The sequence below is a fragment of the Peribacillus sp. YIM B13472 genome, from assembly GCF_042788005.1.
Classification (GTDB): Bacteria; Bacillota; Bacilli; order Bacillales; family DSM-1321; genus Peribacillus; species Peribacillus simplex_E.
Genome location: NZ_JBHZPG010000037.1, coordinates 1 through 17,552 on the forward strand (window position 1 = coordinate 1; position 17,552 = coordinate 17,552).

Sequence of the window (17,552 nt, forward strand, 5' to 3'; positions counted from 1 at the left end):
TAAAAACATGGTTCGGCTACAGTCTTTTCATTTAAAAAGGTCCAGTTGATTTCAGAAATCCGCTCCCTTTCCGCCGAAAGAACCCCCTTTTGTCTGCAAAATGGGACCCATTAGGTTCTATTTAGTTGTTGGCAATGATCTTTTCGAATTCACTTAATTCCAATGTGTTTTTCAATTTTGGATTCGTGTTTAAGGAAAGCAGGGCACTTTCGATGAGATAGATTCGCGGTTCAGCGTTTTGTAATAATTCCTCTTGGATAAAGTGAATCAATTTTAAGTTTTTGACCCGTTCCGCTTCATCATCTTGGCATAGCCTCAAGATCATCTTTTTTAGGTCATTTGCAGAGTGCAGGAGTGCTGTGTGAAAATCCTGCTGGGTATGGAAGCACTCAGGCAGCCATTGCTTGATGAGGTCGGGTTCCAAAAGCTGTGCTTTTGACGTGCTGACATCTTCGAAAATTGATTTAATCCTATCGACACAATAACGGATAATTTCAGTAGGGTTGAAATCGGGCTCTTTAGCCAAGGCATTAAAATGAATCGTTTGATGCATCATCCCCGAGTAGAGAATGGCACAGTCCAAAATATAAGGTTTTTTATCAGCACCGAAAATGTCCAGAAACCGTTTTGATAGCCAATGGATATGCTGGAATTTAGCATGTGTTATGAAGTTCTTAAGTTCGGTATCATTTGAAATCATTACTTCTTCATATAAGAAAAAGATTTTATTGCTTTTGTTGGAGTGCATTTGTAATTCGGATTGTTTGATGAATATTTCAATATCTGCAAGGTTTTGCCCAATCAGCAATTCATTCCGCTCTTTTTCGAACTTTTCTTGCGAAGTCAGGAAGACTGCCTTAAGCAATTCGCTTTTGGAAGAAAAATAGTTATAAAATGTTCCTTTTGAAATGCCGCTATAATCTAAAATATCCTGAATGGAAGTTGCTTGATAACCCTTTTCAATAAATAATTGGTGTGCATATTTAACTACCAATTGTTTGCGCTCATTCATATATATCACCCTTACTCTTATTGGACGGTCATTTTAACGTAATAGTATCTTATTTTCTATACGAACACAAACCAGTAAGTTTACAATATCTCCAGCAAAATAAGGGTGAAGGCCTTTTGTTTCAGTCCGTTTATGAAGAGTTCTGCTGAAGATAAGGCTCACAAAAGCAATGAAAAATTCAGTTTCTATGTCCCCTTCTATTCGTCATGTAAATAAAGCCTGATGAAGTGAATAAAGTCACAGGAGATCACTTCGGTTTGTTATAAGATAAATAGAAGGAAATAGGTAAAGTAGCGCAAAGTATCCATGAATATTCGTTATCATTCTCGATTACTATCCCATTGGTAGGAGAAATGAAAAAGTCACTTGTCATGAAGGATTATTGGTTATGAGGGTCGTATACCATTATTAGGAATTCTATTATGCCTATAAGTTGTTCCGTCAACGTTTATACATTTTGAATTCTCCATAAGATGGTTAGGGGTGAAGTCATATCATCAACGAAAAAATAATGAAGTGATTATTATATTAAAATTATTATAAATAAGTATTGATTTTTTTCTGAGAAGCTTTATCATTATATACATAAATATTAATGAAAAGGTGGTTCAATTATGTCGAATAAGAAAAACCTTACTACAAGCTGGGGAGCGCCAGTAGGAGATAATCAAAACTCGATTACTGCCGGCGAACGCGGCCCGGTACTCATTCAGGATGTACACTTATTGGAGAAACTAGCCCACTTCAACCGTGAACGTGTGCCTGAACGTGTAGTTCATGCGAAGGGTGCCGGTGCATTCGGAACTTTCGAAGTAACGAACGACCTTTCTCATTACACGAAAGCTAAACTTTTCAATGGTGTGGGCAAGAAGACAGATCTTTTTATCCGTTTCTCCACAGTTGCAGGTGAATTGGGTTCTGCTGATACAGTCCGTGACCCGCGTGGATTTGCTGTTAAATTCTACACGGAAGAAGGAAACTACGATATCGTCGGTAATAATACGCCTGTATTCTTTATTCGCGATGCGATTAAATTCCCCGACTTCATCCATACACAAAAAAGAGATCCTAGAACACATTTGAAAAACCCTACGGCAGTTTGGGATTTCTGGTCACATTCACCGGAATCTCTGCACCAAGTGACGATCCTGATGTCCGATCGTGGCATTCCTGCTACACTTCGTCATACACATGGTTTCGGAAGCCACACATTTAAATGGGTGAATGCTGAAGGAAAAGGCGTTTGGGTGAAATACCACTTCAAAACAGAACAGGGCATCAAAAACCTGGATGTGGATCTAGCTGCAAAATTAGCAGGTGAAAACCCTGATTACCATACGGAAGATCTTTTCAATGCGATTGAAAAAGGGGACTTCCCTGCATGGAAATTATATGTTCAGATCATGCCTCTGGAAGATGCGGATACATACCGTTTCGATCCATTCGATGTGACGAAGGTATGGTCACAAAAAGATTATCCGCTGATCGAGCTTGGCCGTATGGTATTGAACAGAAATCCTGAAAACTACTTTGCTGAAGTAGAACAGGCCACGTTCTCACCGGGAACATTCGTACCGGGAATTGAAGCTTCCCCAGACAAGATGCTTCAAGGACGTCTATTCGCATATGGAGATGCACACCGTTACCGTGTGGGCTCGAATCACAACCAGCTTCCGGTTAACCGTCCGAAAGTGGAAGCGAACAACTATCAGCGTGATGGCTTCATGCGTGCAGATGACAATGGCAAGGGATCTGTTTATTATGAGCCGAATAGTTTTGGCGGCCCTGCCGAATCAACGGAAAATAAAGCCACTCCTTTCGAGGTGACTGGGCAAGCTGCACAAGTCGGGCATAATAGTGATGATCACTACACTCAAGCAGGTGACTTATACCGTCTATTAAGTGCCGAAGAGAAGACTCGCCTTGTTGACACGATCGTGGGCGCAATGAAACCTGTGGAATTGGAAGAAATCAAACTTCGTCAAATCGGTCATTTTTACAAAGCCGACCCGGAATACGGAACGCGCATAGCCGAAGGTTTAGGTTTACCTGTACCGCAAGAAGCGTAAAATATGGGACTCCCAATCTAGTAAATGCAAACAGGCATCCATTCATGAATGGATGCCTGTTTTGTTTTATGCTGGGCTCCATTATATAAATGACACCCGACAAGTTCGGTAAGAATATATAGTTATAAATGGTTTGTAAGGACGTCATGCTGTCAGATTAATTGGGGGCCAGTTACTTAGTTATCGGTAAAGGGTGGAATTTATGACTAGTAAAAAGAATCGGGTATTAGTAGGCAGTCCAATTCACCAGAAACCATATATTTTACAAAAGTTCCTGCTCTCACTTAAAAGGTTGGATGTGGAGGGACAAGAGCTTGGCATTTTCTTCATTGATGACAAGCAAATTGCTCGAAGATTTCAGTCAGGAGCAGAACAATGTCAAAGCAATAATTAAATCGAATCAGCATACATTTGGTAAGAGGAGGTGCAGTATGGACGTTTTTGTGCGGCAAAATGATTCCTTGTGGTATTATAGCCAATTATTCAAGGTGAATTACCAACTTATCATGGATTCCAATAGTGGGATTGATCCACTTGCACTTATGATTGGCCAACAAATCAAAATTCCTGGCTTTACGACGACCGGTTATACTATTAAACAAGGTGATTCGTTATGGGCAATTGCCAGGTCACGTAATCTTTCATTGGATGCCCTATTTTTGGTTAATCCCAATCTTAACCCGAATGCCCTGCAAGTTGGTCAGACAATTTCTGTGCCATTAAGGATTACGTGGAGGCTAATTCAAGGAAACCGGGAATATGATTATGAGACGATGATGACCGATGTAAGACGTTTGAAAACGATCTATCCATTTATTAAAACCTCCCCGATCGGAGACTCGGTGCTTGAAAGGGATATCCCCGAAGTGCTGATTGGAAATGGTAACAAACGAGTTCACTATAATGGTTCCTTTCATGCAAATGAGTGGATAACGACGCCTGTGATCATGACCTTTTTAAATGATTATTTACTCGCAATCACGAATCAGGCTGACATCCGCGGTCTATCTCTGTTTCCCTTTTATCAACAGACAATGCTGTCGATCGTCCCAATGGTGAATCCGGACGGAGTGGAGTTGGTTCTTAAAGGCCCGCCTGCAGATGAGTCATTGAGGCGACGGCTCGTGGAATGGAATAATGGAAGCGAAGACTTCTCTGGCTGGAAGGCAAATATTAACGGGGTGGATCTGAATGATCAATTTCCCGCCAAATGGGAACTGGAAAAAGAACGCAATAATGTAACGGAGCCAGGTCCGGCAAATTATCCCGGGGAAGGGCCGCTTACACAGCCAGAAGTCATTGCAATGTCAGAGTTGACAAGAAAACGTGATTTTGGCAAAGTCCTTGCGTTCCATACCCAAGGAGAGGTCATTTATTGGGGGTTTGAAGGTTTGGAACCGCCCGAGTCGGAAACGATAGTCAATGAGTTTGCGAGGGTCAGTGGATATGAGCCTGTCAAATCCGCCGATAGTTACGCAGGGTATAAGGATTGGTTCATTCAGGATTGGCGCAGGCCGGGGTTTACCGTGGAGCTGGGCAAAGGAACGAATCCCCTCCCTATATCACAGTTCGATGAGATTTATCAGAAGTCGCTTGGGATTTTCTTGGCAGGGTTATATATGTGAATTTTGACCAAATGAAAAAGCTCAACTCCGTTACCATGGGGAAGAGCTTTTTAGTCTTATAAACTATTAGACTTGAAACGGTGAGAGCTGCTGCAAAAAATAAGTAAAGTCATGCTTTACTTATCGATTGCATGATTGACACGCTTTAGCCTGAATTAACGGACATTCTCCATGTCCCAGTAATAGTGCAGCCCTTACCAAAAGGAATTCTAATAGTTTTACGGTAAGAAGTTTAACTTCCTTAACGCTAGTATTGGCCCCACCTACGCCAAATACTGTGACGGCCACGCATGCCATCCAACCTAATTTCATTATAATAGAAAGCGCTTACATATTCAAAGATAATCGTAATGCAAATTTCGACATTCGCATAAGTGTCCCTTACCAGTTAGGAGGAGAATGGGCGTATTACTGATAAGGGCCCTATAAGATTCAGGTTAATCTGCAATGAACTCCTGCAACTTTTTTGTTAGTCCGCCACTGCCAAATTTAATGAACTTTGTCTTTCCGGCTGCTTGTGCCGGGGAAGCAGCAAATTCCAAAAAGGCTAAAAGGTTGATCCTTCGGTAAAGTATATGGTCAATGCCATTTTGATAGAACCAATTATCGATTGCATTGTAAACCCCTCTATTCAGGGCATATTGCTGCCGGCACCATTCGAAGAATAATCTGTCAGGCAGATTGATGTACTTCATATCCTCAAGGCGGCAATTTTTCTTCTCAGTCAAAATGGGGAAAATGGGCCTTACCGATTCCTTTTGCATAGTGTATTTCCTCCCTTATTGATAAAAACGAAAAGGCTCCCTACTCATGTTGAATAGGGAGCCTCCAGTGAACTGGTCAGCTTAGATATTTTAATCCAGCATAAAATATATTATTCCTATTTGTCAAGTGTGTTTTTTTAAAAAAACTTAAATGAAATAAGTTTTTTTAATTTTTCTGGTGCAATATAAAGGAAAATGCGAATAAATATTTATGTTTATTCATTTATAGTTCGTATATAATGATTTTGAGGATATGGAGGAGGAGAGACTGAATGTATAAATCGAAAAAGATTTTATTATTGGGCTCGGGTGAATTGGGGAAAGAGGTCATAATTGAAGCACAGAGACTTGGTGTGGAGACCGTTGCTGTAGATCGCTATGAACATGCACCTGCCATGCAAGTCGCTCATCGCAGTTATGTGATCGATATGCTGGATGCGGAACAACTAAGGGGAATTGTGGAAAAAGAACAACCCGATTTGATTGTACCGGAAATCGAAGCCATCGCTACATCTGAATTAATCAAATTGGAAGAGGAAGGCTTTCATGTCATTCCGACGGCAAGAGCGGCTAAATTAACTATGGATCGTGAAGGAATCAGGAGGTTGGCTTCTGAAACCCTGGAGATTCCGACCGCAGCCTACAAATTCGCCGATACATATGAAGAATTTGTCCAAGCTGCCAAGGAAGTTGGATTTCCCAATGTCGTAAAACCGCTGATGAGTTCCTCAGGTAAAGGGCAAAGTGTGTGCCGCACGGAAGGTGACCTGGAGGATTGCTGGAGGATCGCGATGGAAGGCGGCCGGGTTCAAAATGGACGGGTGATCATTGAAGAATTTATCCGTTTTGATTCGGAAATCACGCTGCTTACTGTCCGGGCCATAAATGGTACCATGTTTTGTGCCCCCATCGGTCACATTCAGCAGGGCGGGGATTATATTGAATCCTGGCAGCCGCATAATATGACAGAAGCGCAAATAATGGAAGCGAAAAGAATTGCCCATGCCATTACGGATGAACTTGGAGGGTACGGATTATTCGGGGTGGAGCTTTTCCTTTCAGGGGATAAAGTCTATTTCAGTGAAGTTTCCCCACGTCCTCATGATACAGGGCTAGTGACTTTAGTGACTCAGAATTTGTCGGAGTTTGCCCTGCATATTCGGGCGATTCTAGGATTTCCCATCCCGGAAATCAAGCTGATCAGCCCAGGTGCCAGCCGTCCATTAAAAGCGCAGGATGAGTTATCGGAATATTCTATAGTCGGTGTTGAACAGGCTTTGGCTTTACCTAATACACAAGTGCGTCTTTTCGGAAAACCTGTTACAAAGGCAGGTAGAAGGGTCGCAGTCGCCCTGTCGTCTGCCGATTCAATCGAGTTGGCGAGAGTCAATGCGTCCCGTGCTTTGGAATGTTTAGTTGTAGAGGAGTAATATTGGACTCGCTTTTCTAAGCAGGAGTCTCGTAACTTCCGTTCCAATCAAATGGAATGTTTTTTTAAAAAGGAAAACTGTAGGCTGGTCTCATCCCGAACTGTTTAAGACTAGTTTATACTTCATGGTTTTTTACTGTTTTATAAAACTCCTACTAAATTGAAGAAATTTGTGACACTTCTGGCGAATAACTGGCTAGCCGAGACTCCAAAGGCAAAGGCTCTTGCTTTGATAAGGCTTGGCAGACAGCTGGCGGAAAGGGAGCGAATTTCTGAAAAAACTGTAGGGATAGAATTTGTATACAGTCTGACTCTTAAGCATCCTGATAGGATGCTTTATTTTCTTTTCTCCATTAATTTTTTAGCACTTTCAAATTCCTGACAAATCACCCTGATTTGAAGACATTGAATGAAAAGGTCACTTACTGACGCTGGTTTTTAACTAATTCTTTTCACTTTTCCAACCCCTGTAAAATGGTCCCACTACTGGTGATTTTTCTCCAATAACCAACAACCCTCATAAAAGTGGCATGCAATTCCGTGACATGTCTCCTTTACCTTGTCTTAACAATTATCCTGCTGCATTTTTACATAGCCTTGACATTGAGTTCATCTTCTTCACCTATAGTTTAATTAAATAGAAAACATTAAAGGGAGGCTATTCATTTGAATCGCACATGGAGTAAAAAGGTATTGCCCATCACACTGGCTTCTGCATTAGCATTTGGAGGTTTATCATGGTCCGCTGCGGATCGTGTTTCGGCAAAGGATAAGACAAAAAAAGAACCGGAAATCAAGAACGTGATTTTCCTGATCGGTGACGGCATGGGTGTTTCCTATACCTCCGCTTACCGATATTTAAAAGATAACCCTGGTACGAAGGTGGCAGAACGGACAGAGTTTGATAAATACCTGGTTGGCCAGCAGATGACTTACCCAGAAGACTCTGCACAAAATATAACGGATTCAGCTTCAGCCGCAACGGCAATGTCCTCCGGAGTGAAGACTTATAACGCTGCGATTGCAGTGGATAACGATAAATCTGAAGTCAAAACCGTATTGGAAGCAGCAAAGGAAAAAGGAAAAGCGACGGGATTGGTTGCCACTTCAGAAATCACTCATGCTACACCTGCATCTTTTGGCGCCCATGATGAAAATCGGAAAAACATGAATTCAATCGCAGACGATTATTATAATGACTTAATCAAGGGCAAACATAAAATTGACGTCCTATTGGGCGGCGGGAAGTCCAATTTTGTCCGGCCTGATGTCAATTTGGCGAAAGCCTTCGAAAAAGACGGTTACAGTTATGTGACTGATAAAAATCAAATGCTTAAGGACAAAAATGAACAGGTCCTTGGTTTATTCGCTTCTGAAGGACTTCCGAAAATGATTGACCGCCCAAGTGAAACGCCATCATTGTCAGATATGACAAGTTCGGCGATCCAGCGCTTGAATAAAGACAAAGATGGATTCTTCCTTATGGTCGAGGGAAGCCAGGTCGATTGGGCCGGACATGATAATGATATCGTAGGTGCAATGAGTGAAATGGAAGACTTTGAAAAAGCATACAAAGCGGCCATGGAATTTGCGAAGAAAGACAAACATACCTTAGTGGTAGCTACTGCGGATCACTCTACAGGAGGATTCTCGATTGGGGCAAAAGGAATATATAACTGGTATGGTGAACCGATCAAGGCAGCCAAACGCACCCCTGACTTCATGGCGGATGCCATCGTCAAAGGGGCCGATGTTGAAAAGACGCTAAAACAATATATTAATCAAAATGAAGTGAAGCTAACTGACGGTGAAATCAAAACGGTAACAGAAGCTGCCAAATCAAAAAATGTGACGAACGTCGATAATGCCATCGAAGCCATATTCGACAATCGGACCAACACTGCATGGACTACCGGGGGACATACAGGTGAAGATGTTCCGGTCTACGCATATGGACCATATAAAGAACGTTTTGCAGGACAGGTCGATAACACGGATCATGCCAAAATCATCTTTGATCTATTAAAGAAGTAAAAACACTTCAGGGAGGGATTCAATGAAAAGACTGATGATTGGTGCCCTGTTATTAACGGCATTTGGTGCTCTTAATACCCAACCAGCTTACAAAGAAGAAACGACAGCTAAAGAAAAAACAGAGGAAATTGCACGACCACTGGTAAAAAAGGATGTCTATGTTCCGAATCCACAGCTTCCTGATGATATAAAATTGAACCAGATCGGTCAGAACGTTTCCGATGCAAAAGGCGAATTAACTTTGAAGGCCTATAAAAAAGTGAATGAAACATTGAATGTTGGCCCGATCGAGGTTAAAGTCAAAGAAATGAAAGTGATGCATGCCACTCCGGATTACAGCATGATTGATTTCTTCCACGGCTATACGCATGATGAAGATTTCGATATCGTAAAAATGAACGTGGAAATCAAAAACAATACGGATAAAAAAATCAATTTTTCCCCAGTTGCTTTCCTTGAAACGGACAGAGGAGAACATCTGACATGGGAAGATGATATCTACTTAGAAGAACTTGCTGGTGAAATAGAAGGAAACGGTTCAAAAAGCGGAAATATTGGTTTCATTCTAAATGATGGGAACATATTGGGCATATCCGTCATGACAAGTGATGCGGTGGATGAAGAAGGGGAAGTCCTTGCAAAAGGCAAGTCAGCTGAATTCGCTTTTTAAAGAATATGTATAAATGCCTTGGAAATATAAAATACTAGAACAAGTGATGGGGATTTCTATCACTGAACGGAATATCCAAATCCTAATGATGAGGTGACACAGAATGAGCTATAAAGATCAATTAGATCCACATTCTCAAAAGTTTCACCATAATTGGACAAGACCTAAGCGTTCAAAATCTCAAGTTAATGGCCACACGCAAGAATCACAAACAAACATTATACTAAGAAGCAATGCAAAGGCTCACAGGTGGTAACGGATATTTCCGACAAAGAAGGAGGCTCCCAGCGAGTCTTCTTCTTTGTATTTAATCCAGAATCATCTAAACGATCAAGGCATACATGGCTTTTCATTCATAATTATGATACCATTTACCTTTAAGATTGAAGTGATGAGCTTGGCGTGAAACCGGAGTTTCGATTCCGATTGAAAGTTTCACTTTATACAAATAGAGGACGTGAATTGTAATGATAAAAATTGAAATCCCTGCAGCGGATATAAGCATCAAACAAAGAAAGCAAGTTATAGAAGGAGACGAAGCTGTCATTCCTGAAATTTACGGGTTTATCGATTTTCATTTGATTCCCCGTGATAAAGGCGGCATCATCTTGTTTTACAATGAGAATGATGAACTGATTTTTGTCGGTAAAGCCCGTAAATTAAGACCAAGGGTCAAGAAGCATTTCGAGGATAATGTTTCTCCGATTAAAGAGCATCGTAATGAAGTCAAGAAAATTGACATTCTTTTAGTCGAAGACGCTATGGAACGTGAAATCTATGAAACGTACATGATCAATAAGCTTCATGCTAAATACAACGTCGACAAAGTGTTTTATAAATAAGAAGTACCAATGAAAAGCTGACTGCATATGCACTCAGCTTTTTTGTGTGCAAACTTAAGTTTTAAAAAAATTCCGTACATTTACAGCTGCTACATGATAGGTTAACAATGTTGGTTTATATTTAGAGTATTCCAATACATTCTCAGGAGGAAGCTATTGAAGAAAATACTTTGTAAAAAGGTGTTAGTTATCTCGATCGGGACAGTGATTGCTTTTGGGAATTTAACGTGGTCCGTGTCACAAGCTTCTAAACTGGCGAAACAGAGAGAAATTGAAACTTTTGAACAAAAGACAGTAAAATCTTCAGGGTGGGAAATGGCGGAATAAGCATAGTGACCAATAATTTTTTTCTCGATTTGCAACAATGAAAAAGAAAAATGGATTGGAAAATGAAACGTTGCTGATGATCAGCAGCTTGTCAAAAGTACATTAAATGATAACTCAATGGAGGTTCATTGCACTGATGTTATGTGTGATTGGGCTTCCATTTAATTTTTGTTTTAAGTTTCATGAAGAATGTCAGCACCTTTCATTTATCCGTGACTGCCCCTGCAGCAGTATTGGAGCAATCGTGATTAAATCTGATAGGAAAAGTATTCGGGGGGAATTTCGAAAAAAACTTGCAAATAGTAATGATTACGTTTTATTATTAAAGGTGTTTTTACATGAGTGATGGCTTCGATATTTAAATCGTAATGATTTTGATTTATGTGAAGATATCAGGTAAAGGAGTGGGAAGCGATGGAGATGAAGAAAATTCCGGTTACGGTATTGAGTGGCTACCTTGGTGCGGGAAAGACGACGCTTTTGAATCATATTCTTGAAAATCGGAATGATCTGAAGGTTGCCGTCATCGTTAATGATATGAGTGAAGTCAATATTGATGCATCTCTGGTCAAACAGGGAGGGTTTACCAGGACGGATGAAAAACTGGTGGAAATGCAGAATGGCTGCATTTGCTGTACGCTTCGTGAGGATTTAATGATTGAAGTGGAGAAATTGGCGAAACAGGGGGACATTGACTACATCGTGATTGAATCGACTGGGATAAGCGAACCGGTACCTGTAGCCCAAACCTTCTCCTATGTTGATGAAAGCATGGGAATTGATTTAGCGGAATATTGCCGGCTTGATACGATGGTCACCGTTGTTGATGGGTATAACTTTTGGCAAGACTTCACTTCCGGGGAAACACTTATTGACAGGATGCAGGCAACTGATGCTGCGGATGGCAGGGAAGTGGTCGATCTATTAATAGATCAGATAGAGTTCGCCAATGTCATCCTGTTGAATAAAATCGATCTAATGGATGCTGAAGCCGTTGAGGAATTGAAAGCGGTTCTTCAAAAAATGAATGCGGATGCGAGGATCATCGAAACAAACCATTCCAAGGTGCCGCTAAATTATGTATTGAATACACATTTATTTGATTTTGAAGAGGCGAGCCAAGGAGCCGGCTGGATAAAGGAATTGAATGAAGAGCATATTCCGGAGACTCTGGAGTACGGGATTTCTTCCTTTGTTTACAGAAGGAAAATACCCTTTCATCCTGAGAGGCTGATGGAGTGGTTAGAAAACTGGCCTGTACAAGTGGTGAGGGCAAAGGGCTTCCTTTGGCTGGCATCGAGAAATGATACGGCAGGCTTGCTATCGCAGGCAGGACCGTCATTAACTTTACAAGCAGCAGGTAAATGGATCGCAGCATACCCTGAGGAAGAACAGCGCCAAATTTTAAAGGAAGCACCTGAATTATTGGAACGGTGGAATGCAATATACGGTGACAGGATGACGGAGCTGGTGATGATTGGCATTCAAATGAATCAACAGGAAATCGAAACTGAATTAGATCAATGCTTATTGACGGAAATCGAGATGCAGCAGGATTGGTCTCTGTATGAAGATCGATTGCCTGCATTTACGGAAATCGTTCATTAAAAAACTTTAGGAGGAAACAAAAATGAGAGTAAACATTACTTTAGCATGCACAGAAACAGGGGACCGAAATTATATCACGACGAAAAACAAGCGGAATAACCCGGACAGGATCGAATTGAAAAAGTACTGCCCGCGATTAAAGAAACACACGCTTCACCGTGAAACGAAGTAATTTTGAGGTTTAAATCGTAATGATTATGTTTTATTGAGGAGAATGGATGTAAAAGGAGGGAAGTTCATGTTGAAATGGATCATTATTGGCGGAGGCATCCAAGGTATGACGATGGCTGCATTTTTACTTAAGTCAGGAAAAACGACAGTGGACCAGATGGCGATTGTTGATAGAAATGAAGAACCATTGGCAAGATGGAAGCATTGTACGGAAGTCATTTCAATGCCCTATTTACGTTCTCCATCCGTACACCATCTGGATGTGAATCCATTCAGCCTTCAGAAATATGTGGAAAAGGCAGACTGGAACACTAACTTTTACGGTCAATATAAGCGGCCATCCCTAAAATCCTTCAATGAACATTGTGTTCACTTGGCTGATGATTTATCCATTAAGCAGGCATGGGTGCAAGGGGAAGTCACCTCTGCCTGCAAAACGGGACAGGGCTGGGAAATCCAATTGCAAAACAAGCGACGGCTTATAGGGCAAAAACTTGTGATTTCAATTGGTATTGGTGAACAGCCTTATTGGCCTGATTGGGCACATCAATTAAAACAAGAGCATGAGGGTTCCATTTACCATATATTCGATGAAAATATTCCGGAGCTGACACATTTACAAGGACCCATCACGATCATTGGGGGTGGCATTTCTTCTGTCCATCTCGCTTTAAAGCTGAGTAAGATCTATCCCCATGATGTAACGGTTCTAAAGCGGCATCATTTTAGAATTCATGATTTCGACAGTGATCCTGGTTGGTTGGGGCCGAAAAAACAGCGTCCTTTCCGTGCTATATCCTGCTATCAAAAAAGACGCGAGACCATTATCCAGGGCCGTAATAAGGGATCCATCCCACCTGACTTACATAAAGCGCTGATGAATCAGGTTAAACAGGGATTATTGCGTGTGATGGATGTTGAAGTGATAAGCGCTGTGTGGAGGGACGGGCATATCAGTCTCAAGGATAAAAACGAAAAGGTCATTCAACAAACAGGGACGATCCTTTTAGCGACCGGCTTTAAGTCATTAATGCCAGGGAAGGATTGGCTAAAGCCAGTCATCCGGTCGCATGATTTACGCTTTGCTGAATGTGGTTATCCGATTGTATCGCAGTCGTTGCAGTGGGGACCTGGTTTATATGTCACGGGAGCATTGGCTGAACTTGAAATGGGACCGATATCCAGGAATATATCCGGAGCAAGACAGGCAGCGGAACGAATTGTGAATAGTTTATAGAATCTATAAAAAAAGATCTTAAAAAGGAGAATATAAATGGCGAAAAAATCCAAGGTGATAAAAGCGGAAAAACAGCTGGCAATGGTCGAAAAGTATGCAGAACTTAGAAAGGAATTGAAGGAGAAAGGGGATTATGCCGCATTGGCCAAACTCCCTCGTGATTCCTCGCCGACAAGGGTCCACAATCGTTGTGGAGTAACGGGGCGGCCCCGTGGATATATGCGCAAATTCAACATGTCACGTATCGTTTTTAGGGAGCTTGCTCATAAAGGGCAACTGCCGGGTGTCAAAAAGTCAAGCTGGTGAAGCGGGGAGATGAAAGGTGATTTAATAGTCTTTCTTTCATTCCTTTTTTATGGAAATCATTCATACAAAAAAGAGGCCTATGTTGAACAAGGGCTCCTGGTAAAGAAAGGGTTTTTATCTGTAAACCTTGTTGACCATTGACGAAGCGGCTTGTAGAGTGAACGTTAAAAAAGCAGAGGTCTCTAAGACTCTGCTTTTTACCTTTGGAAAAATTCAATCCACTCTTTTTCCGGTCCATATACGTAGAAATAGCGATAACCATTTGGAAGGGTGACTATCTCTTCATCAATCAGCTCAGTGTTATCCAAGCTTTTGATCCGGGCATATTCTTCTTCGATATCATCCACGGTAATGGCAAAATGATGGATCGTTGCTTCGGATGGCAGTGTGTCGCTATATCCCTGAATCAATTCTATTTCTGTTTCGTCCGACTCTTGATAACCCAGGAATGCCAGTTCGATTACCCCATTAGTATGGGTCATGCGTGCTTTTAATTTTAAATCCAGCACATCTTGATAAAAGGCGATGGATTTTTCAATATCTTTTACAACGACGCCAATGTGATCGACCCTTTTCACAGCCAAGAAATCTTCCTCCTTCATTATATCCAGATGCAAAATGCTACTATTAGTATATATAAGATTATTCGGAATTAAATTACATTTTTATAGCCGTTTTCAGATAATTTTTTAAATGATGTTAACGGAAGGAAAGTATTGGTAAATAATAAAAAATGTCAAATGACTTATGGGATAATAGTTTTCTTCCATAATTATTTTTGATAGATTCTATTCTTGGAAAAAATGGCATTCAGCATTTTCCAGGGCAAAAATTTGTTTCTAAATGGAATAGTCGATATACTATTGAAACAACTCCATTATTAATGGATATGAAAGGAGAGGTAGTATGGGAAAAATTCGTGAAGGTGAAGTTTTCACCCTTACCGATGACAGCGATGAAGGCCATGAAGTTGAGGTTTTAGGATCATTGGATGTAGAAGGAACGGAATATGTAGCAGTAGGTTTGCTTGAAGATATTGAAGAGGATACAGATGAAGATATCGATATTTTCTTTTTCAGGGTCGAAGGCGAAGGTGAACTGCTCGATATCGAATCGGATGAAGAGTTCGAAAAGGTATCATTGGCGTTTGAAGCGGCATTTGAAGCGAAAGAATGACAAGATAAAAGACGGCACATTGTGTGTCGCCTTTTTTTATGTATAAAGAAAGTATCGGCCCCGCCTTCGCCAAATACCATGATAGCCACGCGTGCTATCCAGCCTTACTTAAGTATAAGGTTATATTATTGATAGGACGTGTACTATATATGAAGATTTTGTTAATAACCGGAGTATTTTTCCATCTCCAAGGCATAGGATAAAAAAGTGGAGGTGATGGGATGGCCGTTGTTAAGCACACTGATGCCGATATTGCCTTATTGGCAAGATTGCTTAGGGCGGAAGGCGAGGGTGAAGGTGATCAAGGCATGTTGATGATCGGTAATGTGGGGGTCAATCGGATTAGGTCGAATTGTTCCGATTTCAAAGGGTTGAGGACGATTCCAGAAATGATTTATCAGGAGCATGCCTTTGAAGCTGTACAGAAGGGGTATTTTTATCAGCGGGCAAGGGATAGGGAAAAAAGGCTTGCGCGCCGGAGCGTAAGTGGTGAAAGGCTATGGCCCTCGAAATATAGCCTATGGTACTTCAGGCCACCGGGAGATTGTCCGGAAACCTGGTATAATCAGCCCCTGGTTGGGCGTTTCAAGCTTCATTGCTTTTATGAACCAACAGGTACAGAATGTCCGAACATTTATAATACATTTTAAGGAGGAGGCTGAACCTTATGGAGGTTTGGCCTCTTAGTGCATCATCAGTATTTAACTAGGAAAATTCATATGATAAAACTGGCAAATGATTTACTGATACTGTAAAATTGAGTCTGTAAATTTCCGGATAAGAAAGGAATAAAAAATTGATGAGTAAAAGGCTTATTAATTATGGACAAGGGCAAATGGGAGTACAACCGGAGGATAATACCGAGAAATTTAAGTCTTTCATGGAGAACAACCCGGACGCCATTTCCATTGTTGATCTGGAAGGAAAGACCCTTCAAGTGAATGCAGCTTTTGAAGAGTTTTTCGGTTGGACGAATGATGAACTCATTGGCATGCCGTTTCCTATTATTCCTGATTTCTTGAAGGAATCAGTCAATGAATTGCATGACCAGATTAAGGCAGGGGTACAAAAGAAAGGCTTTGAAACGGTCAGGTTAAGGAAGGATGGTCAGTTAATCGATGTAAGCATCTCCCTGTTCAATATTCGGGATGATGAAAATGAGCCGTGCGCTCTGGTTTTCGTTTATCGGGATATCACGAATCAAAAACTTGCTGAAGCTGCCTTGAAGGAAAGTGAGCAAAGGTACCGCAGTTTAGTGGAGGTATCACCTGAAGCGATTTTTGTACATCGCAATGGGATCATCGAGTATATGAATCCCATGGGGGCAAAAATGCTTGGGATGGATAGTGTGGAAGATATTATCGGTAAATCGGTTTTTCAGTTCGTTCACCTGGAGTCCCGGGAAAGTGTACAAAGAAGAATCGATATCATGAGGGATGATCATCAGGCGGTTGGTTTACTGGAACAAAAGTTCATTCGACTTGACGGACAAGTATTTTATGGAGAAACACTCGGTCTTCCGATTATTTATAAAGGTCAACCGGCCATACAGGTATTCTGCAGGGATATTACGGAGCGTAAAAAGACCGATGAGCTGCTCTGTAAATCCAATATGTTATCAGCGGTAGGACAGATGGCTGCGGGCATCGCGCACGAATTAAGAAATCCATTAACTACGGTCAAAGGATTTTTACAATTATTAAGGGAAAATCCTGAGCAAAAGGACTATCTTGAAATGACGGTCAGTGAAGTTGAAAAAATCGAAACCCTGGCCAATGAATTTTTAAGTTTAGCAGAGCCTGAAGCGAAGGTTTGTGAATACATCCAGCTTAACAATATATTGGATAGTGTGATTACGTTAGCCGAGTTACAAGCGATTTTGAATGATGTTGAAATCATCAAGGAATATAATACGGATTCGGCATCTGTCTTTGGCGAACCGAATCAGTTAAAACAAGTATTCACGAATGTCGTCAATAATGCGATAGAAGCCATGCCGAATGGCGGCAAACTTCATATACAATTACACCATGGAGGAGACTCTGCAATGATCCGATTCATTGATTCAGGCTGCGGAATCTCAAATGAGCGCATGGAGCATCTAGGGCAGCCTTTTTATAGCACCTCTGAAAAAGGAACGGGGTTTGGGCTCATGGTCAGTACTAAAATCATCCATGAGCATAATGGGGAAATTCATTTCAGCAGCGAAGTGGGAGAAGGGACGATTGTAGATATCAGTCTTCCCATCAATGAAAGTTCACAATGAAAGTGACGAGAAGCCA

At 41.2% G+C, this 17,552-nt stretch carries 20 protein-coding genes; 16 read left to right on the top strand and 4 right to left on the bottom strand.

Annotation, left to right across the window (positions count from 1 at the left end; translation table 11 throughout):
• Positions 1-121: 121 nt before the first annotated feature.
• A complete protein-coding gene (locus ACFX4I_RS21800) occupies positions 122-1,012 on the bottom strand; it encodes a TetR/AcrR family transcriptional regulator (protein ID WP_377422949.1) in 891 nt (296 codons plus the stop codon).
• 614 nt (positions 1,013-1,626) lie between these two features.
• Here ACFX4I_RS21800 and katA point away from each other — a divergent pair.
• The 3 genes from katA (at position 1,627) to ACFX4I_RS21815 (ending at position 4,706) form a co-directional block, all read left to right on the top strand.
• Positions 1,627-3,081, top strand: a complete 1,455-nt coding sequence (gene katA / locus ACFX4I_RS21805) for a catalase KatA (protein WP_283932317.1) — start codon at positions 1,627-1,629, stop codon at positions 3,079-3,081.
• A 202-nt stretch (positions 3,082-3,283) separates the two neighbouring features.
• Complete coding sequence (locus tag ACFX4I_RS21810; RefSeq protein ID WP_377422951.1) at positions 3,284-3,475, top strand: hypothetical protein; 192 nt, start codon at positions 3,284-3,286, stop codon at positions 3,473-3,475.
• A gap of 37 nt (positions 3,476-3,512) precedes the next feature.
• Positions 3,513-4,706, top strand: a complete 1,194-nt coding sequence (locus tag ACFX4I_RS21815; protein ID WP_377422953.1) for a M14 family metallopeptidase — start codon at positions 3,513-3,515, stop codon at positions 4,704-4,706.
• A gap of 120 nt (positions 4,707-4,826) precedes the next feature.
• On the opposite strand, the gene ACFX4I_RS21820 is transcribed toward ACFX4I_RS21815, so the two are convergent.
• Together ACFX4I_RS21820 and ACFX4I_RS21825 are read right to left on the bottom strand one after the other, a co-directional pair.
• Positions 4,827-4,994 (bottom strand): hypothetical protein, encoded by a 168-nt coding sequence (locus tag ACFX4I_RS21820; protein ID WP_377422956.1) that lies wholly within the window; start codon positions 4,992-4,994, stop codon positions 4,827-4,829.
• 149 nt (positions 4,995-5,143) lie between these two features.
• Entirely contained in the window at positions 5,144-5,470 is a 327-nt protein-coding gene (locus ACFX4I_RS21825) for a hypothetical protein (RefSeq protein ID WP_377422958.1), read from the bottom strand.
• 272 nt (positions 5,471-5,742) lie between these two features.
• On the opposite strand from ACFX4I_RS21825, the gene purT reads away from it, so the two are divergent.
• From purT to rpsN, 10 genes are all read left to right on the top strand, one after another.
• A complete protein-coding gene (gene purT / locus ACFX4I_RS21830) occupies positions 5,743-6,900 on the top strand; it encodes a phosphoribosylglycinamide formyltransferase 2 (RefSeq protein ID WP_309519699.1) in 1,158 nt (385 codons plus the stop codon).
• 665 nt (positions 6,901-7,565) lie between these two features.
• The gene (locus ACFX4I_RS21835; RefSeq protein ID WP_283932312.1) at positions 7,566-8,933 is read left to right on the top strand and encodes an alkaline phosphatase; all 1,368 of its coding nucleotides are present in this window, start codon (positions 7,566-7,568) and stop codon (positions 8,931-8,933) included.
• A 22-nt stretch (positions 8,934-8,955) separates the two neighbouring features.
• Positions 8,956-9,603 carry a DUF4352 domain-containing protein gene (locus tag ACFX4I_RS21840; RefSeq protein ID WP_377422960.1) on the top strand — a complete coding sequence of 216 codons (648 nt, stop codon included), beginning with the start codon at positions 8,956-8,958 and terminating at the stop codon, positions 9,601-9,603.
• 103 nt (positions 9,604-9,706) lie between these two features.
• On the top strand, positions 9,707-9,859 hold the full coding sequence (locus tag ACFX4I_RS21845; protein WP_072272311.1) for a YpzG family protein: 153 nt from the start codon (positions 9,707-9,709) through the stop codon (positions 9,857-9,859).
• Between the two features lie 205 nt (positions 9,860-10,064).
• Positions 10,065-10,445, top strand: coding sequence for a nucleotide excision repair endonuclease (locus ACFX4I_RS21850; RefSeq protein WP_170946990.1), 381 nt, complete (start codon positions 10,065-10,067; stop codon positions 10,443-10,445).
• 156 nt (positions 10,446-10,601) lie between these two features.
• Positions 10,602-10,772 (top strand): hypothetical protein, encoded by a 171-nt coding sequence (locus ACFX4I_RS21855; protein ID WP_181762212.1) that lies wholly within the window; start codon positions 10,602-10,604, stop codon positions 10,770-10,772.
• Between the two features lie 414 nt (positions 10,773-11,186).
• The gene (locus ACFX4I_RS21860) at positions 11,187-12,380 is read left to right on the top strand and encodes a GTP-binding protein (protein ID WP_377422962.1); all 1,194 of its coding nucleotides are present in this window, start codon (positions 11,187-11,189) and stop codon (positions 12,378-12,380) included.
• 22 nt (positions 12,381-12,402) lie between these two features.
• A complete protein-coding gene (gene rpmG / locus ACFX4I_RS21865) occupies positions 12,403-12,552 on the top strand; it encodes a 50S ribosomal protein L33 (protein ID WP_053348792.1) in 150 nt (49 codons plus the stop codon).
• A gap of 66 nt (positions 12,553-12,618) precedes the next feature.
• Positions 12,619-13,788 carry a hypothetical protein gene (locus tag ACFX4I_RS21870; protein ID WP_377422964.1) on the top strand — a complete coding sequence of 390 codons (1,170 nt, stop codon included), beginning with the start codon at positions 12,619-12,621 and terminating at the stop codon, positions 13,786-13,788.
• A gap of 36 nt (positions 13,789-13,824) precedes the next feature.
• Positions 13,825-14,094: a 30S ribosomal protein S14 gene (gene rpsN, locus ACFX4I_RS21875; protein ID WP_144478004.1), complete on the top strand. Its 270-nt coding sequence runs from the start codon at positions 13,825-13,827 to the stop codon at positions 14,092-14,094.
• A gap of 197 nt (positions 14,095-14,291) precedes the next feature.
• Here the strand turns inward: rpsN and ACFX4I_RS21880 are convergent, their stop codons facing one another.
• On the bottom strand, positions 14,292-14,678 hold the full coding sequence (locus ACFX4I_RS21880) for a VOC family protein (protein WP_230303582.1): 387 nt from the start codon (positions 14,676-14,678) through the stop codon (positions 14,292-14,294).
• Positions 14,679-15,000: 322 nt separating this feature from the next.
• Here ACFX4I_RS21880 and ACFX4I_RS21885 point away from each other — a divergent pair, with 322 nt between their 5' ends.
• From ACFX4I_RS21885 to ACFX4I_RS21895, 3 genes are all read left to right on the top strand, one after another.
• Positions 15,001-15,270, top strand: a complete 270-nt coding sequence (locus ACFX4I_RS21885; RefSeq protein WP_034310405.1) for a DUF1292 domain-containing protein — start codon at positions 15,001-15,003, stop codon at positions 15,268-15,270.
• Positions 15,271-15,491: 221 nt separating this feature from the next.
• On the top strand, positions 15,492-15,920 hold the full coding sequence (locus ACFX4I_RS21890) for a cell wall hydrolase (protein ID WP_377422967.1): 429 nt from the start codon (positions 15,492-15,494) through the stop codon (positions 15,918-15,920).
• Positions 15,921-16,069: 149 nt separating this feature from the next.
• Positions 16,070-17,536 (top strand): PAS domain-containing sensor histidine kinase, encoded by a 1,467-nt coding sequence (locus ACFX4I_RS21895; RefSeq protein ID WP_377422969.1) that lies wholly within the window; start codon positions 16,070-16,072, stop codon positions 17,534-17,536.
• The last annotated feature ends 16 nt before the right edge of the window (positions 17,537-17,552 follow it).